The sequence below is a fragment of the Nesterenkonia muleiensis genome (assembly GCF_003600155.1).
GTDB classification, from domain to species: domain Bacteria; phylum Actinomycetota; class Actinomycetes; order Actinomycetales; family Micrococcaceae; genus Nesterenkonia; species Nesterenkonia muleiensis.
In genome coordinates this window covers 72,753-97,193 of record NZ_QWLD01000040.1, presented here as the reverse complement: position 1 = coordinate 97,193, position 24,441 = coordinate 72,753, and the positions used below count along the sequence as shown (strand labels likewise).

The 24,441-nt window shown below is 64.1% G+C and carries 20 protein-coding genes, 1 tRNA gene and 1 pseudogene; 10 read left to right on the top strand and 12 right to left on the bottom strand.

Annotated features, from left to right (window positions below; translation table 11 throughout):
• Positions 1-23 precede the first annotated feature (23 nt).
• The 4 genes and pseudogenes from DVO78_RS11505 to DVO78_RS18410 form a co-directional block, all read left to right on the top strand.
• Entirely contained in the window at positions 24-548 is a 525-nt protein-coding gene (locus DVO78_RS11505) for a hypothetical protein (protein ID WP_120005040.1), read from the top strand.
• Between the two features lie 26 nt (positions 549-574).
• The gene (locus DVO78_RS11500) at positions 575-1,468 is read left to right on the top strand and encodes a hypothetical protein (RefSeq protein WP_120005039.1); all 894 of its coding nucleotides are present in this window, start codon (positions 575-577) and stop codon (positions 1,466-1,468) included.
• Complete coding sequence (locus DVO78_RS11495) at positions 1,458-1,823, top strand: hypothetical protein (RefSeq protein ID WP_157984008.1); 366 nt, start codon at positions 1,458-1,460, stop codon at positions 1,821-1,823. The genes DVO78_RS11500 and DVO78_RS11495 overlap by 11 nt, the downstream gene beginning before the upstream one ends.
• Positions 1,750-3,021: pseudogene (locus tag DVO78_RS18410) on the top strand (recombinase family protein); the annotation flags it as partial. The gene DVO78_RS11495 and the pseudogene DVO78_RS18410, both read left to right, overlap by 74 nt.
• 117 nt (positions 3,022-3,138) lie before the next feature.
• Here the strand turns inward: DVO78_RS18410 and DVO78_RS11480 are convergent.
• From DVO78_RS11480 to DVO78_RS11470, 3 genes are all read right to left on the bottom strand, one after another.
• Positions 3,139-3,423, bottom strand: a complete 285-nt coding sequence (locus DVO78_RS11480) for a hypothetical protein (protein ID WP_157984007.1) — start codon at positions 3,421-3,423, stop codon at positions 3,139-3,141.
• A gap of 280 nt (positions 3,424-3,703) precedes the next feature.
• Positions 3,704-3,779 (bottom strand) — tRNA-Arg (locus DVO78_RS11475).
• A 63-nt stretch (positions 3,780-3,842) separates the two neighbouring features.
• Positions 3,843-4,157, bottom strand: coding sequence for an antibiotic biosynthesis monooxygenase family protein (locus tag DVO78_RS11470; protein WP_120005036.1), 315 nt, complete (start codon positions 4,155-4,157; stop codon positions 3,843-3,845).
• A gap of 68 nt (positions 4,158-4,225) precedes the next feature.
• Here DVO78_RS11470 and DVO78_RS11465 point away from each other — a divergent pair, with 68 nt between their 5' ends.
• Both DVO78_RS11465 and DVO78_RS11460 read left to right on the top strand, forming a co-directional pair.
• On the top strand, positions 4,226-9,571 hold the full coding sequence (locus DVO78_RS11465; RefSeq protein ID WP_120005035.1) for a DUF4011 domain-containing protein: 5,346 nt from the start codon (positions 4,226-4,228) through the stop codon (positions 9,569-9,571).
• A complete protein-coding gene (locus DVO78_RS11460) occupies positions 9,568-10,782 on the top strand; it encodes an FUSC family protein (protein ID WP_120005034.1) in 1,215 nt (404 codons plus the stop codon). The genes DVO78_RS11465 and DVO78_RS11460 overlap by 4 nt, the downstream gene beginning before the upstream one ends.
• A gap of 37 nt (positions 10,783-10,819) precedes the next feature.
• On the opposite strand, the gene thpD is transcribed toward DVO78_RS11460, so the two are convergent.
• The 3 genes from thpD to DVO78_RS11440 all read right to left on the bottom strand — a co-directional run bounded on the left by thpD (position 10,820) and on the right by DVO78_RS11440 (position 13,824).
• Positions 10,820-11,722, bottom strand: coding sequence for an ectoine hydroxylase (gene thpD, locus DVO78_RS11455; RefSeq protein WP_120005033.1), 903 nt, complete (start codon positions 11,720-11,722; stop codon positions 10,820-10,822).
• A 623-nt stretch (positions 11,723-12,345) separates the two neighbouring features.
• A complete protein-coding gene (locus DVO78_RS11445; RefSeq protein ID WP_120005032.1) occupies positions 12,346-12,606 on the bottom strand; it encodes a ribbon-helix-helix protein, CopG family in 261 nt (86 codons plus the stop codon).
• A gap of 153 nt (positions 12,607-12,759) precedes the next feature.
• Positions 12,760-13,824 (bottom strand): Rv2578c family radical SAM protein, encoded by a 1,065-nt coding sequence (locus DVO78_RS11440; protein WP_120005031.1) that lies wholly within the window; start codon positions 13,822-13,824, stop codon positions 12,760-12,762.
• Between the two features lie 145 nt (positions 13,825-13,969).
• Between DVO78_RS11440 and DVO78_RS11435 the strand changes: the two genes are divergently transcribed.
• Positions 13,970-14,530 (top strand): hypothetical protein, encoded by a 561-nt coding sequence (locus tag DVO78_RS11435; RefSeq protein WP_120005030.1) that lies wholly within the window; start codon positions 13,970-13,972, stop codon positions 14,528-14,530.
• A 124-nt stretch (positions 14,531-14,654) separates the two neighbouring features.
• Here DVO78_RS11435 and DVO78_RS11430 read toward each other — a convergent pair whose 3' ends face one another.
• The 5 genes from DVO78_RS11430 to DVO78_RS11410 all read right to left on the bottom strand — a co-directional run bounded on the left by DVO78_RS11430 (position 14,655) and on the right by DVO78_RS11410 (position 20,788).
• A complete protein-coding gene (locus DVO78_RS11430; RefSeq protein WP_120005029.1) occupies positions 14,655-15,689 on the bottom strand; it encodes a YeiH family protein in 1,035 nt (344 codons plus the stop codon).
• 61 nt (positions 15,690-15,750) lie between these two features.
• On the bottom strand, positions 15,751-17,376 hold the full coding sequence (locus tag DVO78_RS11425) for an ABC transporter ATP-binding protein (RefSeq protein ID WP_120005028.1): 1,626 nt from the start codon (positions 17,374-17,376) through the stop codon (positions 15,751-15,753).
• Positions 17,373-18,293 (bottom strand): ABC transporter permease, encoded by a 921-nt coding sequence (locus DVO78_RS11420; RefSeq protein ID WP_120005027.1) that lies wholly within the window; start codon positions 18,291-18,293, stop codon positions 17,373-17,375. The genes DVO78_RS11425 and DVO78_RS11420 overlap by 4 nt, the downstream gene beginning before the upstream one ends.
• The gene (locus tag DVO78_RS11415) at positions 18,290-19,255 is read right to left on the bottom strand and encodes an ABC transporter permease (RefSeq protein ID WP_120005026.1); all 966 of its coding nucleotides are present in this window, start codon (positions 19,253-19,255) and stop codon (positions 18,290-18,292) included. Before DVO78_RS11415 ends, DVO78_RS11420 begins: the two co-directional genes overlap by 4 nt.
• Before the next feature lie 6 nt (positions 19,256-19,261).
• Positions 19,262-20,788: an ABC transporter substrate-binding protein gene (locus tag DVO78_RS11410; protein WP_120005025.1), complete on the bottom strand. Its 1,527-nt coding sequence runs from the start codon at positions 20,786-20,788 to the stop codon at positions 19,262-19,264.
• 144 nt (positions 20,789-20,932) lie between these two features.
• Between DVO78_RS11410 and DVO78_RS11405 the strand changes: the two genes are divergently transcribed.
• A complete protein-coding gene (locus DVO78_RS11405; protein WP_120005024.1) occupies positions 20,933-21,607 on the top strand; it encodes a DUF1028 domain-containing protein in 675 nt (224 codons plus the stop codon).
• Positions 21,608-21,649: 42 nt separating this feature from the next.
• On the opposite strand, the gene DVO78_RS11400 is transcribed toward DVO78_RS11405, so the two are convergent.
• The gene (locus tag DVO78_RS11400; protein ID WP_120005023.1) at positions 21,650-22,294 is read right to left on the bottom strand and encodes a helix-turn-helix domain-containing protein; all 645 of its coding nucleotides are present in this window, start codon (positions 22,292-22,294) and stop codon (positions 21,650-21,652) included.
• Between the two features lie 37 nt (positions 22,295-22,331).
• On the opposite strand from DVO78_RS11400, the gene tgt reads away from it, so the two are divergent.
• Together tgt and DVO78_RS11385 are read left to right on the top strand one after the other, a co-directional pair.
• The gene (gene tgt / locus DVO78_RS11395) at positions 22,332-23,621 is read left to right on the top strand and encodes a tRNA guanosine(34) transglycosylase Tgt (protein ID WP_120005022.1); all 1,290 of its coding nucleotides are present in this window, start codon (positions 22,332-22,334) and stop codon (positions 23,619-23,621) included.
• A 350-nt stretch (positions 23,622-23,971) separates the two neighbouring features.
• Positions 23,972-24,391 (top strand): hypothetical protein, encoded by a 420-nt coding sequence (locus DVO78_RS11385; RefSeq protein WP_202912176.1) that lies wholly within the window; start codon positions 23,972-23,974, stop codon positions 24,389-24,391.
• The last annotated feature ends 50 nt before the right edge of the window (positions 24,392-24,441 follow it).

The window sequence follows — 24,441 nt, the reverse complement described above, 5'->3', positions numbered from 1 at the left end:
CAACCACTGAAAGGAGGTGAATCATGAATCACCACGAACACCAACCCCAAGAAAACGAGCGCCGTCCGCCGATCCCAGCTGACCCGCCCGAGCACCAGAACGGCTCCGGATATACCGCACCCAGCGATCCCGAGGACTATCTGCTGGATTGGCAGCCCGATTCGGAAGCTGAACCACAGCACCAGCTGGAGGTTCGCGGCCGAGACCTGTCCGAGGAGGAAGGCCCGTATCTGGATGAACTGATCGCCAATTACGGCGAAGCGTTCTCTGCCTATTGCAGCCTGCCGGATGTCGATGTCGACGACCACTCCATCGAGCACCGCTTCCGTGAGCACTACATCACCAGCTACGACAGCCGAGAGGAAGTGCTCCAGAACCTTGGCGGCATCGCTGGACTCCAGCAGGCTATCGACCGGGCCGTCCAGGACAACCCAGCCCTGGGCCGCGCTGTGTTGGTCAAGGTTGATCGCCGCCGGATCTGGCAGCGCCTCACCGAAACCTGGGACATCTTGCCCGGGGTACGCCAATGGCACGTCTTCGAAAAGTAACCACACCCTGAAAGGAGGGAACCACCATGAAAGAACACCAACCACACCACGAACACCACGACGATGAGCCTCGCGCAGAGGCCGCCCGCTGGCGGGCGTCACCTCAGGGCCAGCTCTTGCGTGCCGAGATCGTCGAGCACATGGGATCTGCCAGTGAACGCGAGCCCAGCCAACTGGCCATCGACACCATCCGAGCACTTATGAGCACCTGCCTGAGCTCACACCAGGAGCAGCTCCCGATCTCCACTGAGGATGCCCACATGATTGCCATGCTGCTGAGCACCGCCGCGACCTCGGATGAGTCCCATCTGGCGGACTTCGCCGACGGCAAAGGCATGCTGCCCGGGTCAATGCGAGAAGAGATCGCAGGGATCCTGGATCGACGTCATATCTACCCGGAGATGCGAGAGGCAGCCAACTGGCTCGGTAACTACATGCTCGGCGAAGAAGGCTACGACGACTTTCTGCCCAAACCTGGTGACGGGTTCCCGGAGATGGACCACGTCATTACACAGAACCCGTCCCATGGCATGCCCGCCATAGCCTTCCACCACCGCAAAGCCCGACCCGGTGAAGACGCCGAGCAGATGCGGGAGGCTGCGGCTAACCGGGCCGAAGAGATCATCCTCGAACACGGGTTCCCGGGCTTCGCCTACCTGCGCCGCCCAAGTGTTGACGTCCTGGCCGAGGATCTCCAAGAGCGCATGGATACGGAGTACATCGGCAGCAGGCGCCACCCACACCGGTTCACCGACGAGGTCGCCCTTGCTGACCGTCTACACCGAGACGACCCGCTGGTACGCCAGGCCCTGGCAGAGAATTACGAGCTGGTCTGGGCAGGCCGAGAGGTCCACCTCTTCCGGCGTCATGAGGTAGCGACTGGAGAAGACGCCAGAACGGAGGACGGCCATGGAAAATAACCCATTGGAATACGACAACCACCCCGAATCGGCGCTAGATGAGTACCTCACCACCACGCGCTACATGCTGGAAGGAGTCATTGCCGACCAGGGCAAAGCCTTCGAGGCGTACTTGGACTCCATCTCCCCAGACGACATCGTGGACGAAATGGCCGAAGACTTCATGCGCAGATTCGTCGGGGACTACTCCAGCAAACGCGAAGCCATTGAATCCCTTATGGGCCACGACTGCCTGAAGAAATACACCGAGGACGAACTCTGGGAGCACATCGAGATGGTGTATGAGGCCGTTTACCCGCGCGACGGGCAGATCTACCTGTTCATCCCCGACACCACCGGAGGCCGTCATGGATAGCCGCAACGACGAGGCCCAGCACACTCCGGCGGAGGCTGTGGATAACTCGGCTGAGCAGGAGCTTAAAAGACTCGACTCTTCCGGCGAAGTGAGCGTCAATGGGAGTATGGACAACTCATTCACATACCCAGGTGTCAGCCCGTTTACCGCGGCTGCACCGACCGCTGCCGCAGGGCTGGCCGCGGATCCATTGACATCCTTGCTGACGCAGGGCATTACCAAGAAAGCCGTGGTCTACCTGCGCGTCTCGACCCTCGAGCAGGCCGAGAAGGGTGGGCAGACCGAGGGCTTCTCCATCCCCGCCCAGCGCAAGGCCAATAAGCAGAAAGCCCTCTCACTCGGTGCCCAGGTGGTAGAGGAGTTCGTTGAACGCGGCGTCTCCGGAACCAGCACCAACCGACCGGCACTGCAGGAGATGCTGAAGTATCTGAAACAGCACGCCGGGGAGATCGACTACATCATCGTGCATAAGCTGGACCGCCTGGCCCGGTCGCGTCACGGTGACAGCGAGCTGAACGAGAAATTCAAGCAGTACGGCGTCCAGCTGATCTCCGCTTCCGAGGCCATCGACCAGTCACCATCTGGACTACTGCTTCACGGCATTATGGCCAGCATCGCGGAGTTCTACTCGCGGAACCTCGCTAATGAGGTCGTCAAGGGTATGGGCAGCAAAGCCGCCCAGGGCGGCACCGTTGCCAAGGCTCCAGTCGGGTACCTCAATATCCGTACCGTGACTAACGGGCGCGAAGAACGCGCTGTGAAGATCGACGAAGACCGCGCACCACTGGTCCGCTGGGCCTTTGAGCAGTACGCCACCGGCAACTGGACCGTTGAGTCACTCCGCGAAGAAATGACGCGCCGCGGGTTCACCACCACGCCGACTCCACGGCGCGCATCAGGTCCGATCAGCAACAGCGCGATGTACAAGATGCTGCGCAACCGCTATTACATCGGGAAGGTGAAATTCGGCGGCGTCGAGTACGACGGCAAACACGAACCTCTGATTGATGACGAGACCTTCCAACAGGTCCAGCACAGGATGGACGCCAACTTCATCGGCCAGCGCCAGCGCATCCACAACCACTACCTGAAGTCCACCCTCTACTGCGGTGAATGCGGCTACCGCATGGGACCACAGCTGCCCGGAATCTCCCAGGGCAATCCGCGCAAGTACTTCACCTGCTGGGGCAGGCACGGCAAGCACACCGACTGCACCATGAAATACATCCCCATGGAATACGCCGAGCAGCTCGTCCAGGAACTCCACGACCAGATCAGCCTCACCCCCGAGTACAGGAAAACCTTGGAGGGCGCACTACGCAGAGGCCTGCGCGAGATTCACCAGGACACCGAAGAAGAGCGCACCCAACTGCGCATCAGCCTGGAGAAGATCACCCGCAGGCAGGAGAAACTGCTGGAGGCCCACTTCAACGACGCCATCCCACTGGAACTGCTGAAGAAGAAACAGGCCCAGCTGCACAAGGAGCAGACCCAGGCTGAGAGCCGCCTGAAGTCGCTGGAAGCCGACGCCGAAGAAGCCGAGAAGATCATCACCGTCGCCCTGGACCTGGCCGAGGACTGCGGCAAGGCCTACCGCCACGCACCCGAGCATCTGAAGCGTGAACTCAATAAGACCTTCTTTACCAAGATCCTGGTGCATGAGACCGACCAGCCGGGTGACTTCGAGCTAGAAGGCCAGCTGGAGCCGCCCTTCGACGTGCTCTTCAGCGCCGACACCCGCAAGGCTGTGGCCGAGATCCAGAAAGCCGAACAGAGCCAGCCCAGGAACAAAAATAAAGCGCCGACCCCTGAGGATCGGCGCTCGGATTCATCTATGTCAGCGGTACCCGAAGCCTCTATTACGTCGAATATCACACCTATGGTGCCCCCGAGAGGATTCGAACCTCTGGCCTTCGGTACCGGAAACCGACGCTCTATCCCCTGAGCTACGGAGGCGGGGATCAGCTGAGGCAACTGCCGCGCTGACCGATCCAGATTACCAGGAACCGCTCCCCTGACCTAGCCGGTAGTCGCCACGGTGTAGCTCCACAGCTCGCTGGACATGCCCACAGGCTTTTTCTTCGGCTCAGCCTCGCCCTCTCCGTGGGAGGCGGCGAAGTGCTGGGAGTTCCGCCAGTTCTCAAAGTCCGCCTCCGAGTCCCAGCGCGTGACCACCAGCCAGACGTTTCGCTCATCAGCAGGCTGAAGCAGCTCATAGCCTTGGAAGCCCGGAGTGCCCTCCATGGATCCGTGGCGGGCGGCAAATCGGTGGCTGAGCTCATCGCCTGAATTCTCGGGCACGGTGATGGCGTTGATCTTGATGACACTGCTCATGCCCCCATTCTTGCACTGTCACTGCGTCATGTTCACGCAGAGGCAAGAGACCCGGGCAGGATAGGGGCATGGGCACACTCCAGCTGAACGCGCAGGGCGGGGACCTCGAGGTCATCCTGCATACCCGTGAGGCACTGAACTATTCGCTGATGCACAACCAGGTCCCGCTGATCTCTGGGGCAACGGTGACCCACCGGGGCAGCCAGCAGTCGCAGCCGCTGAGCCTGACCCTGAGCCTGGATCCCCTGGGCCCACACCTTGACCTCACCGCCTCACCGCTGCAGGTCAACGTGCCGGCCCTGGCACCTGGCGAAGTCTACAGCATCTCGCAGAGTGAACTTCATTGGCCGCTGAGCCTGACTGCTCTGCTGGACATCGACGCCGCGGCCCCCACCCTGCTCCATCTCCAGGAGAACGGTGCCGATGCCTCCTCCTCCGCTCACCTCACCGTGCTTCCGGCCGACCAGTGGTGGGCCGAGGGCATCCGGGAGTCCCTGGCCGCGTTCATCCGTCCACAGAACGACGCCGTCGGCGAACTTCTCGATGAGACCGCCGCTGCTCTGGAGCACTACACCGGCTCCGCGGAGATCTCCGGTTACCACTCTGGCCCGGGCCGGGTACGGCAGATCGTCCGCGGTGTGTACCACGTGCTCAGCGGCCTGCATCTGGTGCATACCCGCAATACCGAGAGCCTCTTGGCCGGCGGTCACCGGATCCGGCAGCCCGATGAGGTGCTGGTCGCCGGCCGGGCCACCACACTGGAACTGGCGACCCTCTTCTCCGCCGCCGTGGAGCGGGCAGGCATCCACAGCGTGCTGGCTGTCAGCGAGCGCCACGTTCTGGTGGGGTGGCTCTCCGAACCCCACAGGCTGCCCTCGGCGGTGGTCGACTCTGCCTCCCTGGTAGCCACAGTCGCCGACTCCCAGCTGTTCGAGGCGGTGGATGTCACCGGCCTCTGCAGCGGCGAACAGGCGATGAGCTTCGACAGCGCGGTCGACCACGCTCAGCACTGGTGGTCCAGCTATGAGAGGGAAGAGCTGTACTTGCTCGATGTGCACGCCGCCCACCGGCGGATCTCCCCGCTGCCTGCCATCAGATTCGAGGGTGCGACACGCGTGGTGGAGGTGGTCCGGAAGCCCAGCGGTCCGCGCCCTCGGACGCTGCCGCCCTCCCCAGAGGACTCGCAGCCAGCTGCGGCAGCCAGTACCACAGCCCCACCGCCACGGATCGAGAATTGGCGACGGTCCCTGCTGGATCTCAGCTATCGCAACCCGCTGCTGAGGCTGACCGACTCCGCCTCGGCCGAACTCCATGTCCCCTCCGGGGCGCTGGAGGTGCTCATAGAGCTTCTCGCCGCAGGAGCCCGGCTCACCCTGGATGAGCACGGGGACCTCGATGATCTGCACAAGGCCCAAGGTGCGCGCACTGCTGCCGATGTCGACGCCGGAGTCCTCACTGACATTCTGGAGCATGAGCAGCGGATCTTCGCGGTGCTGGGCTTCACCGAGTTCCTGCGCCGGCTGCGATCCCTGCAGCGCAGGGCCCGCACCACGGCCGAGGAGACCGGCGCCGATCCGCTCTACGTGGCTGCCGGGCTGCTCACCTGGGAGGAGGCCGGACCGCGCGGTGGCCGCAGCCGCGGTGGCCGGGCCCCGCTGTTCCTGATCCCGGTGACACTCTCAGGAGGCCGGGGCCGCACTCCCTTCCGGATCGCTCTGGATGAGACCCGTGATCCGGTGGCCAACATCAGCCTGGTGGAGAAGCTGCGGGCTGACCTGAGCATCACCCTGACTCCCCTGGTGCAGCCGCCGGTGCTCCAGGGCCGCATCGATGTGCTCGGCGCACTGGAGCAGCTGCGCCGTCTGCTGCTGACCGAGGAGCTGGAGAACTTCAGCGTCCACGAATCGGCGCATCTTGCGCTAGCCCAGTTCTCCACCCTGGATATGTGGCGTGATCTGAGCGATCACTGGCAGCACTTCATGGACCGCCCGCATGTCCGCCACCTGGTGGAGCATCCCGGTGAACCCTATGACGACGGCACGCCTGCCCCTGATGCTGATCAGTTGGCGGAGACCAGGATGCGCCTTCCGGTGCCTGCCGACGGCTCCCAGATCGAGGCAGTGCGCTGGGCTGCCGCCGGCAAGAGCTTCATCCTTGAAGGTCCACCGGGAACGGGGAAGTCCCAGACCATCACCAACCTGATCGCTGAATGTCTGCACCAGGGGAAGAAGGTGCTCTTCGTGGCCGAGAAGCAGGCGGCACTCGATGTGGTGCAGCGCCGCTTGGAGGAGGTGGGGCTGGGAGCGTTCACCCTGGATGTTCATGGCCGCAACCAGTCACTGACCGCGGTGCGTGAACAGATCCGGGAGGCCCTGAGCGCCTCCTCGGCCACCCCGACGGCGTGGGACGCGGTACAGTCCCGCACCCGGAGCACGGCCCAGCAACTGGCTCGCTACCCCGAACAGCTTCACGGCACCGGCCCCTCCGGGCTGAGCGCCTGGCAGGCCCGGCAGCTCGCCCTGGAGCTGGACTCCGGCCATTCCCCTGACACCGGCCTCACTGTGTCCCGGGAGACTCTGCTGGAACTCGGCGAGCTCAGTGCCGTCTACGACGACGCCGCCGAACTGGACCGCGCGCTGATCGACCTTGGCGCCGAGCCCTGTGAACACCCCTGGGGTCTGTCCCGGCTCAGCACCGATGGCTGGGACCCTGAGGCCGTGGCCTCAGCCGCAGCTGAGCTGCTCGAAGCAGAAGCCGCCTTACCGCCCTCGGCCGCCACCGACCTGCTGGGCGTAGCGCTACTTCCGGAGCAGATGCGGTGTGCGCTGGTGTGGCTCCAGGCGTTGGTGCCGGGTTTCTCAGAGTCAGCGCTGGATCTGGATATCGCCCATCTGGTGCAGCGGAGCCAGCAGATCGATCAGAGTCTCTGGCCTTTCGGCAAGCGGCGGCGCAAAGAACGCCTGCTGGATGAGGTGGCAGAACACATCACTGTACGCGGTGCCATCGATGCTGACCAGCTCAGCGATCATCTGACCAGGCTCGAGGACCTGCGCAAAGCGTGGGATGCTCTGGACACCGCCTTCAGCGGCTCTGAGCACGCTGAGGCAGCCGCACGAGCCGCCTCGGCGGTCTTCGACAACGGACAGGTCTCGCAGATCCCGTTGGAACAGGCCCAAAGGCTCGCTGCCGCCTGGGAGAGCCTGGTTGAGCTGCTCGATGCCGATGAGCGTTCGCTGCTGCGCTGGGCACAGGGCGTGGCCGGAGCACCTGCCCCGGACCGCGCCGCCGCGGTGCGGGCCTGCGCCTCTGCCTGGCAGCGTGATGCGCGCGGGGCGGCCCTGATCGAGCTGAGCCGCTGGACCGAAGTAGCCGTGCCTTTGGAATCGTTGCGCTCCCGGGGAGTGGGTGACGCAGCGGAGGCGGTCGCCGCGGGGACGCTGCTGCCCGGGGAGGTCGAGCCCGCGCTGCGCCGGGCGCTGACCAGAGCCGCCCTGGATGAACGGCTGCACAGCACCGGCCTGCACCGGTTCGACCCCATCGCGCACCGGCGGCGCACCGAGCAGTTCACAGCATCGGCTGCCCAGCGCCGGGACCTGCTGCGTCAGCAGCTGCCCGCCGAGCTGATCTCCGCCCGCGGGTTCTCACCGGAGGCACCGCTGGGGGCGGTGGCTCAGCTGCAGCGGCAGATCGGCCGGCGCCGCGGCGGGCTGCGGATCCGGCAGCTCTTCGAACACTACGGGGAGCTCATCACTGAGGCAGCACCCTGCCTGCTGATGAGTCCTGATTCGGTGGCACGGTTCCTGCCGGCAGATGCGGTGGACTTCGACGTCGTCGTCTTCGATGAGGCCTCCCAGATCCGGGTGCCGGAGGCGATCGGCGCGATGGGCAGGGGCCGGTCGGTGGTGATCGTCGGGGACACCAAGCAGATGCCGCCCACGGCTGTCTTCGCCCACTCCGGGGGTGAGGATGAGTCCGATGAGGCGCTGGTGCCAGCCGACCTGGATTCGATCCTGTCCGAGGCCCATGAGTCGGGGCTGCACCGGCTGTGGCTGTCCTGGCACTACCGGTCCAAGGATGAGTCCCTCATCGCCTTCTCCAACCGGCAGTACTACGGCGGGCGGCTGTCTACTTTCCCGGCACCACCGGGTGCCAGTAACACTGGGGCGGTGCAGCTGCGTGTGGTCGGCGGAAGGTGGGAAGGCGGCCGGGGCGGGGCCCGGGTGAACCGTGTGGAGGCCGAGGAGGTGCTGGCCGAGGTCACCGCACTGCTGGAAGAGGGCCCCGGCCGCAGCATCGGGGTGGTCACCTTCAACGTCCAGCAGCGGGACCTGCTGCTGGACATGCTGGAGGCCAGTGAGGATTCCTCGATCCAGGCTGCGCTGGCCCGTGAGGATGAGCCGCTGTTGGTGAAGAACCTGGAGAACGTGCAGGGCGATGAGCGCGATGCGGTGATCTTCACCCTGGCCTTCTCCCGGGACGAACGCGGAAAAGTGCCCCTGCAGTGGGGGTCGATGACCTCTGCGGGCGGGGACCGCAGGCTCAATGTGGCCATCACCCGCGCCAGGGAGACGGTGCGGATCCTCAGCTCCTTCGCACCGCATGAGCTGGATCTGAGGAATTCAGCCTCCAAGGGGCTGGCAGACCTCAAGGAGTACATGCTGGCAGCCTCTCACCAGGAGCAGCGGCTGGCGCCTAGATTTGACCCCGCGGGTACCGCACCTGATCAGCATGCCGCCGAAGTTCACCAGCGCCTACTGGAGGCTGGGCTGGAGGTGATCCCCGCGGTGGGGCTCTCGGACTTCCGTGTGGACTTCGCCGTGCGGGACCAGGGTCAGCCGTGGATCGCTGTGCTGCTTGACGGTCCGGACTGGGCGGCCCGGTCCACCGTCGGAGACCGTGATGCTCTCCCGCAGACGGTACTGACCGGTGCCATGGGGTGGCCGGCTGTCGAACGTATCTGGCTGCCGGAATGGCTGCGTGATGCTGAGGCCGTTATCGGCCGCATTCGCTCCGCGGCACAGCAGGTCTGCAGAGCCGACGACGCCGCCCCGGGGCCTGCATCACCGATAGCCACCGCCGGGCCGGCTGCTGGTCAGCAGGCCCGGGCAACAACCGGGGACGAGCAGCAGGAGAACGCCGCAGAGGAGATCAACCCAGAAGAGATCACCGTCCGGCAGCGGCATGTGGAGCAGGTGCCCGGTGAGGAGCTGAAGCAGGTGATGGTCCAGACGCTGAGGCAGGCGTTCCGTGCCCCTGAGGAAGAGATTCTGCGCTCGGTGGCGCGGCTCTACGGGCACCAGCGGATGGGTACCAGGATCCAGAAACGGTTGGATGAGGTGTTCCAACGAGCAGTGGCCGAAGGGCTGATCGTCTGCGTTGGTCCAAATGAGTACGAGCCTGAGGAGCGCATATGAACCAGAGCTGCGGCACTGCAGAACCACACGAGAACACAGGGGCCTCCGCCGAGCGAACGCGCAACGGGCCTGCTCTGTTGCGCGGGGTGGGATGGCTGAGACAGACGGTGAGGAAGCCGGAGTTCCTCACCGATGTGCTGCAGATCCTCAAGACGGTGATCGCTGCCACCGGTGCGTGGTGGATCTCCGTGGCACTGCTGGACTCCGACCTGCCGTTCCTGGCACCCTGGACCGCGTTGTTGACCGTTCACGCCACAGTCCACCGCTCACTGTCGCGCGGTGTTCAGACCACAGTGGCGTCCTCCATCGGCGTCGGACTCTCATTCGTCATCGGCTACTTTCTCGGTGTTAGCATCTGGACCTTCGCGCTGGCACTGACCGTGGGCCTCACCGCGGCCCGGATCTCGTGGATTCGGGATGAGGGCGTGGCCATTGCCACCACGGCCATCTTCGTGCTCGGCAGCGGCTTCGAGGAGCAGGCACCACTGCTGGATGATCGGATTCTGGAAGTCGGGGTCGGCGTGGCCGCCGGAATCCTGGTCAACCTGCTGATCTTCCCGCCGCTGCGGGACAGGCAGGCAGGCCGCTATGTGGACAGCGTCAACCGGCGTATGGGCAAAGTCCTGGTGAGCATGGCCGAAGAGTTCTCCGACTCCTGGGACACCGACAGAGCCGAGGCCTGGTTCCAGGAGACCGAAGCGATCGGTCAGGAGCTCAGCTCCGCCTGGGCAGTGGTCCGCTTCGCCCGCGAGTCACGCAGGGTGAATCCCCGCGGCCGCCTGCGCACGGCGTTCAGAGGAAGACAGAATCTTGAGCAGAGCAGCTGGAACGCCCAGGGAGCCAGTGACGAGGAAATCCTCGAACGCGCCGATGAGGGAGTTTCGCACCTGCGGCATCTGGCCCGTACCCTGCGCGAGTCCACCTACGCCGACGGCCACTGGGACGACCGCTTCCGTCGTCGCTGGGTGAAGATCCTCGAAGGCGTCGGCTGTGCCATCGCCGACCCCGATGCCGAGGTCGAGCCTTTCCACGAGGACCTCACCTCCCTGTCCGCGGAGATGTCCGAGGACGACGCTCTGCCCCGTGACTTCTGGCCGACCTACGGGTCTCTGATCACCAGCACACGTCATATTGTGCTGATCATCGATGACATCACCTCAGCACGGGAAGCTCGTGGCGGCAGCCCCGAAAAACCGGCGACCAGCAGCTAAAGGAGCCCCGGACGCCGGGAACGGGCCCGAACGGCGCTCAGCCGGCGGGGGTGAAGTCGGTGCTGCCGGCGAATTCAGGTCGCGGCGCCGCGGCGGCGAAAGGCTCCACAGGGGTGTTCTCCACCGAGTTGTAGACGATAAACACATTCGAGCGGGAGTACGGAGTGACGTTTCCGTTGGAGGCATGCATGCAGTTGGAGTCGAACATCACCGCTCCGCCTGCGGGCCCTTCGAGCACATCAACGCCGAACTGATCGGCGAAATCGGTCAAAGTGTACTGATCCGGGGTCCCCGCCCCCTGCATGACCAAGGACTTCTTGTAGTTGTCCTCCGGGGTGCCCCCGGCGCAGCCGATGTACTTCTTATGGGATCCGGGCATGATCATCAGCGGCCCGTTGAACGAGTAGTTGTCCGTCAAAGAGATGGAGACGCTCACCGCGCGGGGCGTGGGCATCCCATCCTCAGCGTGCCAGGTCTCAAAGTCCGAATGCCACCAAAAATCCTTGCCGACAAATCCAGGCTTATAATTGATTCTGCTCTGGTGTATATACACTTTTGATCCCAAGAGCTGTTCGGCACGCTTCACCACACGAGGATCATTGGCGATCTTCTGGAATATCTTATTACTCCGGTGGATATCGAAGATCGAACGGACTTCATCGGATTTTGCCTCAACAATAGTCGCCTCATCGGATTTGGCCGCAGGGTCACGGGCGAGTCTGCGCAGCTCCTGGCGGAACAGGTGCAGCTCTTCATCGGAGATGAGCTGATCGATGGTGAGGTAACCCGTCGCCTCATAGCGCTTCAGGGCTTGAATATCCAGCGGACCATCAGCGTTCCAGTCATGAACAACAGGGTCTTGACGGTCTGACACCGTCGTCTGATCACCCTCCCGCGTCGGGTAGTGGTCACGAACAGTTGACTCAACAGCCGTTGTCATAGTCCTCCTTTGGAGAATAAAAGCCGCACTTGATGACTGAGAGCCCCTAGCAAGCAGGCTTAAATTCTCATTAACTGTGCATCTTTTTCTAGGAGCACGTCGCCGTATGTCCCTCACTGTACCAATTGTGATTCTGTCCGCAACTGCATTTTATCCGCGGACAGTTCTCACCGGAGTATCCGGGAACGAGCTGGCCCTCCCTCACTGAAATCGAGTCCTTAATGAGGCGACGACTTCCGTCGGACCACCCCGATAACTCGGTCCAATGCCCGGATCTGCTAGGCGGAGTTGGCAAGGTTCTGGGCAGGGCGCGTCTGGAGCGCGCCAGGTCCTGGGCCGCAGTCTCCAGCTCGCGAGCCACCTACTATCTGTTGATGTTGTTCGTTGCTGGCCAAGAGAGTCCCCAGGTCGTCGTCGTGGCGGCTAGGCGAGGAGCCGCCGATACTGTGCCCGCGCCCTCATGGCATGGATGATCTCTAGCAACCGACCCGCGGTGTCTAAACCGATTCGCAGTTCGCGTTGAGGGTTCTCATCGTCGAGCGGTCCACCGGCAAGAACCTAACGTGCAGCGGCTATCGCATCGTCATCGCTGATCCCGTGTTTGCGTGCCGACGGGGCAACGATCATGAATGCGCCCACTCGCGCACAGCGGCGCGAATCGCTGCGGAGCGGTCCATACCCTCGCGCTGGGCGCGCCTCATCAGCACGGCCAACTCGGCATCAGAGAACCGCGTGGGCACCACCTGTGATGGGCCATCCGCGCGTGGAGGCCGCCCCCATCGCTTCGCCAGCTGATTGACGTCGTATCCGGCTTCCGCCTCATCGGCCCAGACCTGCACCTGATCATCGGTGACTTCTCTGCCCTGCATAATTCTCTTCGCCATAGCACTCATTGTATTACGTAATACGGAATGAGACAACGAGTCTGACTTTTGGGGTGGTCACAGGTTGGTCACCTTGGCCACTATGGGTAATCACCGCTTGGTCAATCCGCGCCATTTCTGGCCTCCAGGGGGCTCACTGATTCACCCCAGGAGTTAGAACAGGGCAGACTGGGCGGGCCCAGCCGAGACCTCCAGATCGTTCAGCTGCGGCCGGGCAGCTGGTGTCTCATCAGGTGCGGAGCGCCCACGCCACACGCGGTCCTCCCGGACGACGAAACCGTGGCGCCGCCGTGCTGCGGCAGCCTGTTTGCCCAGCCACTTCTTGTACTCGGCGGAGGCGTAGCTGGTGAACCCGCCGCGTGCGCCGCGGTAGAGCCGTCGGTATTGGGGGACCAGTGCGGGGTATTCGGCCTGCAGCCACTGCATGAACCATTCGCGGGCACCGGGCCTCAGATGCAGTGCGCCGGTGGTGACCCAGCCAGCACCTGCCTCAGCCAGGGCTCCGTGGAGCGCGTCGAGCTGCTCGGCGGAATCGGTGAGCCAGGGCAGGATCGGCATGGCCAGCACATTGCATTCGAGCCCGGCGTCGGTGATGGCTTTGATCAGGTTGAGCCTGGCCCGCGGGTCCGGCGTTCCCGGTTCCACCCTCTGTTGAAGCTCTGCGTCCATGATCGCCAGCGACACTGCCACGGACACGGGAACCTGCTGGGCAGCCTCCTTGAGAAGAGGAAGGTCCCGCTTCAGCAACGGCCCCTTGGTCAGGATCGAAAACGGCGTGCCGGACTCAGCCAGTGCCCGGATGATGCCCGGCATGAGCCGGTACCGACCTTCGGCCCGCTGGTAGGGGTCGGTGTTGGTGCCCAGTGCCACGTGCTCACGCCTCCAGCTGGGCTTGGCCAGCTCAGCACCCAGCACCTCGGCCACATTGGTCTTGACCACAATCTGAGTGTCGAAGTCTCTCCCAGAGTCCAGATCCAAATACTCATGAGTCTTCCGCGCAAAGCAGTATCTGCACTGGTGGAGGCATCCGCGCATCGGGTTGATTGTCCAGGTGAAGGGCATATTGGACTGGGCTGGAACCTTGTTCAGCGCAGTCTTGGCCGCCACCTCGTGAAAGGTGACCCCTTCGAACTCAGGAGTGCGCACCGAACGCACCAGCCCTTTCATGGGCAGCAATGCCGGGGCGTCGTCGTCGATCTTCTGTCCTGCCCAGCGCATGACAGATATTCGAACATACTTTCGATTCGCTTGCAAGGGTGCACTGAGCGGCTCCAGCCACTGAACAGCTCACGCTCAGGATCACTCATTATGTTGTCTGGGGAAAATTACGACGGCAGCACAGTTGTGGAGCGGAAAGAGCGTCATGTCTGATTCTGCACAGAAGTGGGAAAGTGACCTGCAGCAGCACGGAGAGGCCGTGCTCGCAGTCAACCGCAGCAAGACCTTCGCCTACCTGCTGGGATGCTGGGTCTTCGGCGCCGTAGGGATCTGGCTGATCCTCTCCGGGGAGAGCACCTTATGGGGGTGGGCCGCCGTGCTCTTATTCGGCGTGCTCGGCACACTCTCGCTGGGGTATCAGGCTGCGCGCCCCAGAAGAGTTCGTGTCCGCGCAGAGGAGATCGAGACGCCCCACGCCGGAGTCATCCCCTGGACTGCGGTGGTGCGGATCGATGAGGAACGTCAGGCCACAGGAGGCCGAGGGCTGCTCATCGCGCTGCGCCTGAGCGCTGAAGGCCTCGATGCGCGGGATGAGGACCGCGGCCGCAAGCAGCAGGTGGAGGACCTGGCCATCACCGCGACGAATCGGGCCGGCTTGGGTGCAGTCGACGGTGACGCGCTCTATCTGCCCGGCGGCCTCACCGGTGGTCATCACGCTGCGCTGGAATGGCTTCGTTCAGTACACCAGCGTGCGGTGGCGGCGTAGGGTCCCTGAGCTGCGGAGACGGACAGCGCAATGCTGTCACGCACCGAGCTTATCGCCGAACACACCGGCTGCCTGCCGCGAACGCCATAGGAACAACTGCAAGGAACGTGATCCTTGTGCCCCGTCAGAGCAGCACGACGACGCCGCCCAGAGCAGTTCCTGCCGCGATCAGACTTCCTGCCCCGCCCAGCAGCAGAGCCGGGGTGCCGGTGCGCAACAGATCCCGGAGGTTGACCGCGGCCCCGATCCCAACCATGGCAAACATGATGACCATGGTGGTGACTTGAGAGAGAAAATCTGCGGTCTCCGAGGGAATATCAGCCGCCGAGTTCAGCGCGACCGCGGCGAGGAAGCCCAGGACGAACCAGGGCATGATCGGCGGTCGCTTCGCCTTTTCCTTCGTAGCCGCGTCGCCGCCGAGCCGCAGTGCGATCACCGCAGGCGCCAGCAGCAGCACCCTCGCCAGCTTGACCATGGTGGCCGCTGCCAGTGCGGTGGCCCCGACCATGCCTCCCGCGGCCACCACCTGGCCGACCTCATGGACACTGGCGCCGATCCAGATACCTGCCATTCTCTCCCCCAACCCAAGAGCAGCACTGGCCGCAGGCAGGGCGATCATCGCCGCAGTGCCCCAGATGGTGACCACCGCGAGCGCAGTCGCAGTGGGGGCCCCGATATCGCGCTCCTGCCGGTCCTTGCCGTCCCCGCGGTCCAGCACCGCCGAGGCCGCAGCGACCGCCGATGCCCCGCAGATCGCCGTTCCGGTGGCGACCAGTGCCGCCGTCGTGCGGTCGGTCCGGAACAGCGGGCCGAGCAGTCGGATACCGATGAAGGTGACCGCCACGGTGACCACCACGATCAGCAGTACCTCCCAGCCCAGGCCGAGGACATCTATCAAGGACAGCTGCAGGCCGAGCAGCACGATCCCTAATCGGAGCGGGAACTTCGCCGCCCACCTCAGCCCGGTCTCACCCCACCGGGGGACCCACCCGAAGGTGCGCATCGCCATGCCGATGAGAATGGCGATCAACAGTCCAGAGACCGGCAGCCACTCCCCCAGGAACCGGTGGGCCGCTACTGCGCCCACGAAGGCCAGTACCGCGCCTGGCAGTATCTCGTAGCCGCGGTCCGCCCACCGCTCAGGATCGAATTGAGGCACCGGATCAGTCTATGGGCCAAGCCGGTGGGTTATCGCCGCCGTAGAGCCCCCACACACCTGGTCACACAGCAGCGGGCCGCTCAGGCGGAATGGCAGCCAGCAGCATCCTGGTGTAGTCCTGCTGGGGATCGTCGAAGATCTGCTCCGCGGCCCCCTGCTCCACCGCCTGGCCGTTACGCATGACCAGCACATCGTGGCTCATCTGCTGCACCACCGCTAGATCATGGGCGATGAAGAGGTAGGTCAGACCCAGCTCACTCTGCAGGCGGGCCAGCAGGTCGAGCACACGGGCCTGGATCGAGACATCCAGCGCGGCGGTGGACTCATCCAGGATCACCACCTCCGGCTCCAGTGCCAATGCCCGGGCAATCGATACTCGCTGCCGCTGCCCTCCGGAGAGCTCATGGGGGTACCTGGAGGCGAAATGGGTCGGCAGGTCGACCAGCTCCAGAAGTTCCCGGATCCTGTCACTGCGGCTTCCACTGGCCGGGAGCCGGTGCACGGTGAGCGGCTCTCCGATGGAGTCCCCCACCCGCATCCGCGAGTTCAGCGAGGCGAAGGGATCCTGGAACACCATGGCCACGCGACGGCGCAGCCCACGCCCCTGTTTTCCCCGGACCCTCAGCAGGTCCGTGCCGCCGAGCTGGGCGGTGCCGCCCTGAGGCTCGACCAGGCCGGTGAGCACATTGGCGATGGTGGACTTACCGGAGCCGGACTCGCCGACGATGCCCAGGGTGTGTCCGCGCCGGACCTCGAAGGAGACGCTGTCGACCGCGTGGATGGTCTTCTTGCCCGCAGGGGTGGAAACGGGGAATGCCACATCCAGGTCTTCCACGGCGAGCACCACCTCGGCGGCGGGGTCGGCGGGCTGGGGCACCCGCCCCAGAACCGGACGGGCAGCCAGCAGCTGTGTGGTGTAGGCATGCGAAGGGTGGTCCATCAGCGAGACCGTCTCCCGGTGCTCCACAGCCTCTCCGGACTTGAGCACCAGCACCTCGTCAGCCACCTGTCCGATGACACCGAGATCGTGGCTGATCCACACCACCGCTGTGCCGCGGTCATGCTGGAGTTCTTTGACCAGGTCGATGATCTGGGCCTGAGTGGTGACATCCAGTGCAGTGGTCGGTTCATCGGCGATCAGCATCGCGGGATCGCAGGCCAGTGCGATGGCGATCATCACCCGCTGGCGCTGGCCGCCGGAGAGCTGGTGCGGGTAGGAGTCCAGCCGGGACTCAGGATCTGGGATGCCCACTGCCTCCAGCAGTTCCAGAGCGCGCGCCCGCGCTGTCCGGCGGGTCATCCCGCGGTGGGTCTCCAGGGACTCGGAGATCTGGCGCTCCAGGGTCAGCAGCGGGTTCAGGGACGTGCTGGGGTCCTGGAAGACGAATCCGATGGAGTTGCCGTGGACCCTTCTGAGCTGTTTGGGTGTTGCGGAGGTCAGAGCCAGCCCCGCGCCGTCGTCGTCGTGGAGTGTGCTGGTACCGGTGACCACCGCGCCCGGTGCGTCCAGCAGGCCGGTGGCGGCCAGCACGCTCATCGACTTCCCGGATCCGGATTCGCCCACAATGCCCAGTGTGCCGCCGCGGCCCACCTGGAAGTTGACACCTCTGACGATCTCCTTGCGGCCGATGGCCACCCGCAGGTCCTCGACCCGGAGCACGGTTTGGGCTGCTGAAGAGTCGCTCATGCTTTCCTCCTCGCCTCGGCCAGGGTGCGCTGCTTGGGGTCCAGGACGTCCCTGAGTCCGTCACCGAGCAGGTTGAAGGCCAGCACGGTGACGAAGATCGCCGCGCCGGGGAAGACGCTCATCCACCAGGCCTGTGACATGAACCCTTGGGCGTCGAAGAGCATCCCTCCCCAGGAGGGGTTCGGCGGTTGGATGCCCAGGCCCAGGAAGGACAGGGCGGCCTCGGAGAGGATCGCGAAGGCCAGTGACAGCGAGGTCTGCACCACCACCGGGCCGGTGATATTCGGCAGGATGTGGCGCAGCAGAATCCACCAGCCCGGGGTTCCCATGGTCTTGGAGACCTGAACGAAGGGCTCCACCCGCACCGAGAGCGTACTGGCACGCGCCACCCGGGCGAAGATGGGGGTGAAGACCACCCCGATGGCGATCATGGTGGTCAGCTGACCCGGTGAGAGGATCGCGACGATGGCCAGGGCAAGCAGCAGCACCGGGAAGGCGAACATGACATCCACGCAGCGCATCAGCACAGTGTCGGTGATCCCGCCCAGGTAGCCGGAGATGATGCCGATCGGCACTCCGATCACGAAGGCGAAGATCACTGAGACCAGGGCGATCTGCAGCGAGGTGCCGGAGGCGACGATGATGCGGGAGAAGATGTCGCGGCCAAGGTCGTCGGTACCCATCCAATGCTCAGCGCTGGGAGACTGCAGGGCACGGGTGACATCGGTCTGGTTGACCCCGTAGGGGGCCAGCCACGGTGCCAGCAGGGCGACCACCAGGATGATGACCAGCACGATGACGCTGAAAAGGGTCACCGGATTGCCGGCAAGCAGCTTCCAGGCCGCGACCCGGCCGTCTGCCTCTGGCTCCACATCGGTCGCGGTTGGGTTCTCTGGGGTCGGCGTTGGGTCAGTCATGCCAATCGGATCCTCGGGTCGACCAGGGCGTAGAGGACGTCCACGATGAGGTTCACCAGCAGGAACATCACCGCGATCAAAAGCACCGCTCCCTGGATCATGGGGTAGTCGCGGGAGGCCACGGAATCGAACACCAGCCGGCCCAGTCCAGGCCAGGCGAAGACGACTTCGACGACGATCACCCCGGAGAGGATGGTGGCCAGCTGAATGCCGGCGATGGTCAGCACCGGCACCAGGGCGTTGCGCATAATGTGCCGGATGGTCACCGTGCTGGGCGCGAGTCCTTTGGATTTGGCCGTGCGCACGTATCCCATGTTCGCCACATCCAGGGTGGCCGCCCGGACGTACCGGGTCAGGATGGCCCCGGCAACGGTTCCCACTGTCACCGCCGGCAGAGTGACCTGCCGCAGCCACCCGCCGGGGCTCTCGGAAAACGGAATGTATCCGCTGGAGGGCAGCCAGCCCAGTCCGGTGGCGAAGACCAGGATCAGCAGCATGCCCATCCAGAAATCTGGGATGGAGACGCCGAACTGACTGGTGATGCGCACTATGCCGTCGGCGATTCTGCCTTCCCTCAGAGCCGCCCAGATGCCAGCAGGAACGGCGATCAGCAGGCCGATCAGCAGGCCCACCCCTGCTAGCGACAGCGTGGCGGGAAGCCTTTCCAGCAGCAGTGCGGTCACCGGTTGGCCGCTGCGGAAGCTGACACCGAGGTCCCCAGTCACCGCCGAGCCGATGTAGGTGAAGAACTGCTCCCACAGTGGTCTGTCCAGCCCCGAGGCAGCGCGCAGTGCGTCATAGGATTCCTGGGTGTACCGGGTGCCCAGCGCCAGCCGGACCGGGTCACCGGGTACCAGCTGGATCAGGGCAAAGACCACGATCATGACACCGAGGAGAACGATGGCAGAGTGCAGAAGCCTAGTCCCGAGAAATCTCGCGACCGCCTTGGGCGAGAGCTGCATGCCCGGTCACTCCTCCAGCACAGCGCCGCGGAAGCGGATTGCTGCGTCAGAACGTGCCTGGTAGTCAGACAGCTCGGGGCTCCAGCCCTGGATGACCGCAGGGTTGTAGAGATAGATGTAACTGGCCTCGTCGGCGATGATCTGGGCGGCCTCGGCGTAGATCTCGGCCCTGGCGTCCTCGTCGGTCTCTGTGCGGCCGGACTCCAGCAGTTCGTCGACATCCTGGTTCGAGTATCCCTGAGCGTTGCTTCCGCCGTCGCTGTGGTGCTGGGAGTAGTAGAAGTCATCAGGATCGATGTTGCCCAGCCAGCCCATCATCAGCATGTCGAAGCTGCCGCTGTTCTGATCATCGAGCCAGGTGGAGAAGTCCGGCTGGCTGATAGAGACCTCGAAGCCCAGCGGCTCGAGGTTGTCGGCGATGATCTGGGCGGCGGTCACCGTCTCCGGGTATTCGTTGGTGGCCAGGAACTCGATACTGCCGCCGTCGACGTCGGCCTCCTCGAGGAGCCGCTCAGCCTCGCTGAGATCATGGGTGTAGTTGCTGTATTCGGTGTACCAGACGCTCTCTTCGGGGATGGCCAGCTGGTTCTCCTGGGCGGTGCCGTAGCTCACGGCCTGGATGATGGCCTCTCGGTCGATCGCATAGGCGATGGCCTGCCGGACGCGCTCATCGTCCCAGGGCTCCTCGTTGATGTTCATGGCCAGGTACCAGTAGTCGTTGGAGGGGATGACCTCCAGGTCCACCGAGTCGGAGCCGTCGAGCTCCTCGACCTGCTGGGGCGGAATGTTGTCAGTCCAGTGGATCTCCCCGCCGGAGAGGGCGGCCAGGGCCGTGGAGGGTTCTGAGATGAAGCTGAACTCTACCCCGGCGATCTCTGGAGCGCCTCCCCAGTAGTCCGGATTGGCCTCCAGGGTGATCTGGTCGCCGGAGGTGTAGGAGGCCAGCGAGAAGGGCCCGGTACCAATGGGGTTGTTGGAGATCTCGTCGGATTCGACATTGTCTTCACTGACGATGGCCATTCCCTTGAACCCGCCGATGTTGGACAGCAGGTTGGGGGTGGGCGCGCTCACCGTGATCTCCACCGTGTGGTCATCGGGCGCTTCCACCGATTCCACCGCGTCGAACCGCCAGGCGTTGGCCAGCTCTTCGTCGATGATGCGCTCGTAGGAGTAGACCACATCAGCGCTGGTGAACTCGGAGCCGTCGTGGAAGGTCACGTCCTCCCGCAGCTGGAAGGTCCAGGTGAGCTGGTCCTCACTGACATCCCAGGACTCTGCCAGCGCCGGCTGCATCTCCAGGTTCTCGTCTGGCTCGACGAGGGTGTCGAAGACGTTCTCCAGCACCTGGAAGGAGAAGTAGGCAGAGGTGCGGTGGGGATCAAGCTGGTCAGGCTCACCGCCGATGGCGGCCTGGAGGACGGCGCCTTCGACGTCATCTGCGTCGCCGTTGAGATCGACTGCTTCGCCGGTGCCGCATGCAGCAAGTGTCAGCAAGGCCAGGCTGGTCACTGCCACCATCGGATTCTTTTTCATGGAACAACCCCTCGATCCTTCATTTTGATGATGATATTTCAGTATTATGCATGTGGAGGTGGATCACAAGAGCATCTGCCACATGTAACACGATCTTCACACTGACTGCGCACCCATCACGGGTCAGTGAAAGGATGTTCTTCGATGACCTTTACCCTGCTTGCCACCGATACTGATCATGGCCTACTCGGCGTAGCCACCGCCAGCAAATCCCTTGCGCTGGGGCGCTCTGTGCCCGCCATCGACCCCACCGTGGGCGCAGTCGCCTCCCAGGCGTGGGGAAACCGGAAGCTTCGGCACCATATGCTCGCCGCGCTGCGGGGCGGCGCCTCTCCGCAGCAGGCGGTGGAGCACATCCCTGAGCTTGATGAGGACTACGCCTACCGGCAGGTCGCGGTGGTCGACCGGTACGGAGGGATCGCGGCGCATACCGGGAACCTCACCTCAGAGTGGACCGGCCATCTTGTGGGGAAGGACCATACGGCGCTGGGCAACTACCTCACCGGAGGTGAGGTCCTGGAGGCCATGAGCGTACTCTTTGCCGCTTGGACCCCGGAACCGGGTCAGGGTCTCATCCCGGTGCTGGAGCTGGCCCAGCGGCTGGTGGCGGCGCTGGCGGCAGGAGAGGCGGCTGGAGGCGATGCTCGCGGCAAAGAGAGTGCTGCGCTGATGGTGGCTGAGGTCAGCGAAGAACGGCTCACTCCCCCGGAGCTGGCGGTGGATCTGCGGGTGGACCACCATACGGATCCGGTCCGGGAGCTCGGAATGCTGCTGGACCGCAGGATCGCGGAGACGCTGACCCGATCCCAGGGGCGCTGACCCCGGCACCGTGCCGGAGACCTGTCCGCCGGAGGCCTGAGCTCAGCGCTCCACCGGGGTGAAAGCGCCCAGCACCACAGTCTCTACAGCGGTGCGATTGGCCCACCAATGCGGTGTGGAGCAGCCGTAGGTGGCGCTGTCACCGGGACCCAGCTCTTCACGTCGCTCACCATGGGCCAGCAGCAGTGCACCGCTGAGCACCGTGATGGACTCAGTGCCGATATGACGGAATGGCTGATGCTCGTTGCTGAAGCCTCCCGGCAGTACGGTCCGGATCAGTTGGATGCGGGTATCCCCCGGCGGAGACAGCAGCTCGCGCAGCGGCTGCTCAGTATTGGTGATGTCCTCATCGCTGAGGCTATGCCGCTCATCAGCGGCGACCACGGTCAGCTCCTCAGCGGGAGGTTCCAAGAGCCGGCTGGCGGAAACGCCCAGCGCCTGGGCGAGCCTCTGGATCGACTGCAGCGAGGGGTTGCCCATACCGCGCTCCACCTGGCTGACCAGCCCGAGGCTGACCCCGGCACGCTGAGCCAACGCCTGCACCGAGAGTCCCAGTCGGGTCCTGGCCGCCCGGACCGCGGCGCCCAAGGACGCTGCGCTATTGTGCCTGCGGGCATGCTGCTGCCCCGTGCTCTGACCAGCTGTGTTCTGACTAGCTGGGCTCTGATCCTCGGGACCCTCCGTCATAGTCCCAGCATATCCAGGGGCATCGTAGACTGTTCCGGTGCCTGAACCTGACTCCCTTTCCGCGGCCGATACGCCCAGTGCTGCCTCAGCGCCTCAGCACGCGGAGAGCTTCTCCTTCGAGGTCCACCACCGGCTCGAAGGAGCACTCGGCCGCACCGGGACCATTGACACCCCGCATGGTGAGATCCGGACTCCGGCGTTCATCCCGGTGGCGACCAAGGCCACAGTCAAAGCCGTGCGCCCGGAGGAGATGTCCGAACTCGGCGCCCAGGCGGTGCTGGCCAATGCTTACCATCTGAACCTGCAGCCGGGCACCGATGTGCTCGACGCCGCCGGCGGGCTGGGGCGGTTCATGAACTGGCCCGGCCCCACGTTCACCGACTCCGGCGGGTTCCAGGTGATGAGCCTGGGCGTGGGGTTCAAGAAGACCATCTCGATGGACACCGCGCGGGTCACCAACGACGACGCCGTGGCCGCCGAGCATGAGCGGCGCGCCTTTGTGGACGAGGACGGGGTGACCTTCAAGTCCCACATCGACGGCACCGAGCACCGGTTCTCGCCTGAGATCTCGATGAAGCTGCAGCATGAGATCGGCGCGGACATCATCTTCGCCTTCGACGAGCTGACCACGCTGTTCAACACCCGGGAGTACCAGGTGGAGTCGCTGGAGCGGACCCGGCTGTGGGCCGAAAGGTGCCTGGCCGAGCATGCCCGGCTGACCGCAGAGCGAAGCCACCGTCCGTATCAGGCGCTCTTCGGGGTGCTACAGGGTGCCCAGTATGAGGACCTGCGGCGCAAGGCTGCCCGCGATCTGGGCGGCATGGAGGTCGACGGGCAGGTCTTCGACGGTTTCGGCATCGGCGGGGCACTGGAGAAGGAGAACCTGGGCACTATTGTCGGCTGGGTGAGCGAAGAGCTTCCGGAGAACAAGCCCCGGCACCTGCTGGGGATCTCCGAGCCGGAGGACTTCTTCACCGCCATCGAAAACGGTGCCGACACCTTCGACTGCGTCCAGCCCTCACGGGTGGCCCGCAACGGCCGGGTCTACACCCCTGAGGGGTACTTCAACATCCCGCAGGCAAAGTTCAAGAAGGACTTCTCCCCCATCCAGGGCGACTGCGGCTGCTATACCTGCCAGAACTACTCCAAGGCGTACCTGCACCATCTGTTCAAGGCCAAGGAGATGCTGTACTCCACCCTGTGTACCATCCACAACGAGTACTTCACGGTGAAGCTGGTCGACGATATCCGCGCCTCAATCACTGAGGGCCGGTTCGCCGAGTTCCGGGACGAGACTCTTTCCCGCTACCAGGGTCGGAAAACGTAGGATAAGCCTGTTGCTGGACGTTCAGGCGGCGAGGAACCGTGAGCTGAGACGATGAAGAGCGTGAACGACTGGACACAACTCACCGATGCCATGGGTCTGGCACTAAGCAGTGAGCGGAATCACGGTCATGAACTTCTCCTGCAGGCTTGGCACACTCCGAGTCCACCCCAGCACGGTCAGCGATGCGCATTCGCTCAGTACCGTGCCGATACTGAGGCCGAGAACGACCAGGGCCAACACACGCGTGAGCTCCGTGACGGGCATGTCAGAGACTTCCGGCAGACCCACCTCGGGGGAGACTGATGCGGTGGTATGCGGGGGTCGTCAGAGCACTGTTCGCCTTGATCTTCATGACCGGGGGAATCGTCCATTTCATCCTTGGGCGACTTCAGCCGAAGGGCTATGCGGTCTTCGCCGATACAGCGTTACTCCCGTGGTTGAGTCAACTGTGGGCCTCTTTTGTCATGCCCAACATCGGCTTACTCACCGTCGTACTGGGGATCTACCAAATCACCTGCGGTATCGGCATCATATGGAAGCGCACCGTCGTCGTCGCCACCTGGGGAATGATCGTCTTCCTGGTGTTCATCACGATCGTAGGCTACGGCTTCCCCAGCGCATCTCTCGGCGAAGACCTGTTGAAGAACCGCTGGATCACCGCGCTCATGGTGGCACTCCTGGTGCCGCTGCTCACCGCGAAGAGACGCACCTTCGAATCGGGAATGCGGAGCCAGCGAAAACACAGAGAACTGGGCGATACGCGGGATTAAGAACGGCCCTCACTCGCGACTACGCGGAGCACAGCACCCCGTCTGCGCCC

Excerpts from the sequence above, each read along its gene's own strand:
- DVO78_RS11460 (WP_120005034.1), top strand. The coding sequence starts at position 9,568 with ATGAACCAGAGCTGCGGCACTGCAGAACCACACGAGAACACAGGGGCC.
- DVO78_RS11400 (WP_120005023.1), bottom strand. The coding sequence starts at position 22,294 with ATGACGGAGGGTCCCGAGGATCAGAGCCCAGCTAGTCAGAACACAGCT.
- DVO78_RS11405 (WP_120005024.1), top strand. The coding sequence starts at position 20,933 with ATGACCTTTACCCTGCTTGCCACCGATACTGATCATGGCCTACTCGGC.
- DVO78_RS11470 (WP_120005036.1), bottom strand. The coding sequence starts at position 4,157 with ATGAGCAGTGTCATCAAGATCAACGCCATCACCGTGCCCGAGAATTCA.
- DVO78_RS11495 (WP_157984008.1), top strand. The coding sequence starts at position 1,458 with ATGGAAAATAACCCATTGGAATACGACAACCACCCCGAATCGGCGCTA.
- DVO78_RS11385 (WP_202912176.1), top strand. The coding sequence starts at position 23,972 with ATGACCGGGGGAATCGTCCATTTCATCCTTGGGCGACTTCAGCCGAAG.
- DVO78_RS11415 (WP_120005026.1), bottom strand. The coding sequence starts at position 19,255 with ATGCAGCTCTCGCCCAAGGCGGTCGCGAGATTTCTCGGGACTAGGCTT.
- DVO78_RS11420 (WP_120005027.1), bottom strand. The coding sequence starts at position 18,293 with ATGACTGACCCAACGCCGACCCCAGAGAACCCAACCGCGACCGATGTG.
- thpD (WP_120005033.1), bottom strand. The coding sequence starts at position 11,722 with ATGACAACGGCTGTTGAGTCAACTGTTCGTGACCACTACCCGACGCGG.
- DVO78_RS11435 (WP_120005030.1), top strand. The coding sequence starts at position 13,970 with ATGTCTGATTCTGCACAGAAGTGGGAAAGTGACCTGCAGCAGCACGGA.
- DVO78_RS11425 (WP_120005028.1), bottom strand. The coding sequence starts at position 17,376 with ATGAGCGACTCTTCAGCAGCCCAAACCGTGCTCCGGGTCGAGGACCTG.
- DVO78_RS11445 (WP_120005032.1), bottom strand. The coding sequence starts at position 12,606 with ATGGCGAAGAGAATTATGCAGGGCAGAGAAGTCACCGATGATCAGGTG.
- DVO78_RS11465 (WP_120005035.1), top strand. The coding sequence starts at position 4,226 with ATGGGCACACTCCAGCTGAACGCGCAGGGCGGGGACCTCGAGGTCATC.
- DVO78_RS11500 (WP_120005039.1), top strand. The coding sequence starts at position 575 with ATGAAAGAACACCAACCACACCACGAACACCACGACGATGAGCCTCGC.
- DVO78_RS11440 (WP_120005031.1), bottom strand. The coding sequence starts at position 13,824 with ATGCGCTGGGCAGGACAGAAGATCGACGACGACGCCCCGGCATTGCTG.
- DVO78_RS11410 (WP_120005025.1), bottom strand. The coding sequence starts at position 20,788 with ATGAAAAAGAATCCGATGGTGGCAGTGACCAGCCTGGCCTTGCTGACA.
- DVO78_RS11505 (WP_120005040.1), top strand. The coding sequence starts at position 24 with ATGAATCACCACGAACACCAACCCCAAGAAAACGAGCGCCGTCCGCCG.